Origin of the sequence: Sphaerochaeta sp. (genome assembly GCF_050256055.1) — a bacterium.
Classification (GTDB): Bacteria; Spirochaetota; Spirochaetia; order Sphaerochaetales; family Sphaerochaetaceae; genus Sphaerochaeta.
The window spans coordinates 1-3,203 of the sequence record NZ_JBFWIJ010000063.1; the positions used below are offsets into that span (position 1 = coordinate 1).

Below are 3,203 nucleotides of genomic sequence, written 5' to 3' on the forward strand. Positions count from 1 at the left end.
ACCTACGATGCAGCGATGCCGGGTGCAACAGCCCCGACGAGGACCGGCTACACGTTCGGTGGCTACTATGACCAGACCAATGGAGGTGGTACACAGTACTACACCGCTACGATGACAAGTGCCCGAAGCTGGAACAAGGCTGATAATGCGCCGATACTGTATGCAAAGTGGACCATCGACACTTACCTGGTGAGTTATGATGCCAACAGTGCCTCCTCGGGATCGGTACCGGCTGCCCAGACCAAGACCTATGGCAGCAACCTCACCCTTGCATCAAACACAGGCTCCCTGGCAAAGACAGGCTACACCTTCGCAGGATGGAACACTGCAGCCAACGGGAGCGGAACCGACTATGCAGCAGGGGCGACCTACAGCACCAATGCTGCGCTGACCCTGTATGCGAAGTGGATTGCGACATGGGTAGTTGGAGGCTTGGGTCCTTCTGGTGGATACATTTTCCATGACAAGGGCAGCTACAGTGATGGTTGGCGATATCTGGAGGCCGCTCCGTCAGACATCGCGGTGGGAGCCGCTCTCTTCGGATATTACCGAGAAACTTCAACAGGGGCAAATCTTGGGACAGGTGCTACGGGTACAGCAATAGGAACGGGCAAGACGAATACTGCTAACTTAGTGAGTAAGATGGGGGAAACGGCATATATTTCCTCATCTTCAACCACGACATCAGCAGACTATGCTGCTAATCTTGCCACCAAGCACATAGTCGAGAATGGCGGAGTGGAATATAAGGATTGGTTTTTACCATCGAAAGATGAGCTGTATGCGATGTTCGTAAACCTAGTAAAAGATAGGGAGTTTCCCCTTGGGAATTTTCTTTACGGCACCTACAATGAATATTGGAGTTCCTCTGAAGATATTTCTTATGATCCATCTGGTTATGCAATCGCCCAAACGTTCAGCGCTGTTTCTACCCCTGGGTTGCCAAGTTCCAATGCAGGGGATCAGTATTACTACAGTCGACGCATTTCAATCAGGGTCAGGCCTGTGCGGGCTTTCTGATGAGCCGTTCTCCCCACAAGGATTGACTTACTCCCAAAATAGAGTATTCTATGGGAGAAAAGTAAATCAGGTGGGAGAAAGATGCGCGAATTCGATTACTGCAAATTGAGGGAAAGTTCCTGGAATGCCGAGATCCTCTCGTTCGTCGCACAGATACGCGAACACAAGGGCAGACAGGATCTGTATCTTATGCAGAAGCCGGTCGAACTGAAGCGCCTGGTCGAGATTGCGAAGATACAAAGCACCGACAGCTCGAACAGGATCGAAGGCATCGGGACATCGAACGCCCGGATGAAGCAACTGGTGGAGGAGCGGACTGCACCCCGGAATCGTGATGAACAGGAGATAGTTGGCTACCGTGATGTGCTGAACACGATCCACGACAGCTACGATCATATCCCGCTCAAGAGTGATATTATCCTGCAGTTGCACCGGGATCTGCTTTCCTATACCGACAAGACGTTCGGAGGAAAGTTCAAGAACACCCAGAACTACATCAACGAGACCCATGCGGACGGCAGTTCCTTCACCCGGTTCACTCCGCTCGAACCATTCGAGACGCCGGAGGCAGTGGATGCAATCTGCACAAGCTATCGGGATGCGCTTGCCAAGCAAGTGGTGGATCCACTGATCCTTGTTCCCATATACATCTGCGATTTCCTGTGCATCCATCCGTTCAATGACGGCAACGGACGCATCAGCCGACTGCTTACCACGCTGTTGCTGTACCAAAGCGGCTTCATGGTGGGCAAGTACATCAGCATCGAGCAGAAGATCGAGAGAACGAAGGATACTTACTACGACGTATTGGGAAAGGTCTCCAGCGGATGGCAAGAGGGAAAGAACGATTACACTTCCTTCATCAAGTACTTTCTCGGGATTGTCCTGAGCTGCTATCGGGACCTCGAAGAAAGGCTGGGTTCGGTGGATCGCAAGAGCACCCCTTATGAAATCGTGCGCTCAGCTGTGGACAACACTTTAGGAGTGTTCACCAAGGCACAGATACTTGAGCTCTGCCCGAGCATCGGAAGCTCATCGGTGGAGGCTGCGCTTAAGCGCCTCAAGGAAGAGGGATACATCCTCCGCCAAGGCAGTGGCAGAAACACCGCCTACGTACGAAATCCTGATCCTGCATAATCTCCCACGGATACGATTGCATGGGAGATTATTTAATCTCGTGGGAGAGTCCATTAAGCTCATAGAACCTTAACTACCATCGGTACCAGGAACAAAATCCATATCCTCCATAGGAATGATAAAAGGGTTCCTCCAGGGCATGAATTCCTGAAATAGGGTACCTGGAAGCTAATCCAAAAATTCCTCTTCTTTGTATGCAACCATAGGTACCAACCTTTGCTATTCGTACGTTTTGGTAGACACTTTTCGATGGACAGGAGCTCGATTTGGAGACACTTTTTCAGTGACTGTGACCATTTTGGTTTACAGCTCTTCAGATTTATAGTCCGCTTCATTCAGCTTGTTTTGCATAAGAAGAAAACCAGGTGCAACCCAAAAACCAGTAGGGAAGATTTGGTTTCATGGCAACAGGGAGGAGGTTGCACCTGGTAACAACGTACTTTTTTTAAAACAAATTACCCTCCAACATGGATAGATACCCTTCCTCACCAAAGATGAGATGATCCAGGATCTTGATGCCCAGTATATCACCGGCTTGCTTGAGCCTTCGTGTCACATCCTTGTCCTCGATGCTGGGATCCAGATTGCCACTGGGATGATTGTGGGCGACGATAATGGCTGTTGCCCGCTCCTTCACCGCTTCGGTGAAAACCTCCCTCTATGCGTAGCTAGAAAGACAATAAGTAGTTTACAGAAAAAGAAATACTAGCTATACACAGCAAGTTTAATTGATTCAAACAAGTAAACATATGTTAATTTGAAAATTACTTTTAGTCACCCTTATTAGATCAGCTCTTCAACCTTGTTTTCATTCTGCTTCATGCTTGAGAATAACATGGAAATATTGCCAGCAGGGAATCATCTTCCACGACTCTGAAAATGATACCAGCATTCTTCAATAACTTGCACTTAACTTTTATGTTCCCATCCTACCCATAGGTCTTATTGCCCGTATTTGTAAAGCTGCTGCATTGCGGAATTTTTCGTGTATAACAAGAATCATGCATCCATGGGACCGGATTGCTTGAGTAATCGGATGTCTTTTG

Annotated in this window: 2 protein-coding genes and 1 pseudogene; 2 read left to right on the top strand and 1 reads right to left on the bottom strand. The window is 48.6% G+C overall.

The features are described 5' to 3' along the window. Both AB7C91_RS13705 and AB7C91_RS13710 read left to right on the top strand, forming a co-directional pair. Positions 1 to 1,020 (top strand): InlB B-repeat-containing protein (locus AB7C91_RS13705; RefSeq protein WP_428592415.1); only part of this gene is annotated, 1,020 nt, incomplete at its 5' end. Between the two features lie 81 nt (positions 1,021 to 1,101). Further along, the gene (locus tag AB7C91_RS13710; RefSeq protein ID WP_428592418.1) at positions 1,102 to 2,157 is read left to right on the top strand and encodes a Fic family protein; all 1,056 of its coding nucleotides are present in this window, start codon (positions 1,102 to 1,104) and stop codon (positions 2,155 to 2,157) included. A gap of 445 nt (positions 2,158 to 2,602) precedes the next feature. On the opposite strand, the pseudogene AB7C91_RS13715 reads toward AB7C91_RS13710, so the two are convergent. After that, positions 2,603 to 2,803, bottom strand: a pseudogene (locus AB7C91_RS13715) (JAB domain-containing protein); the annotation flags it as partial. Positions 2,804 to 3,203 lie beyond the last annotated feature (400 nt).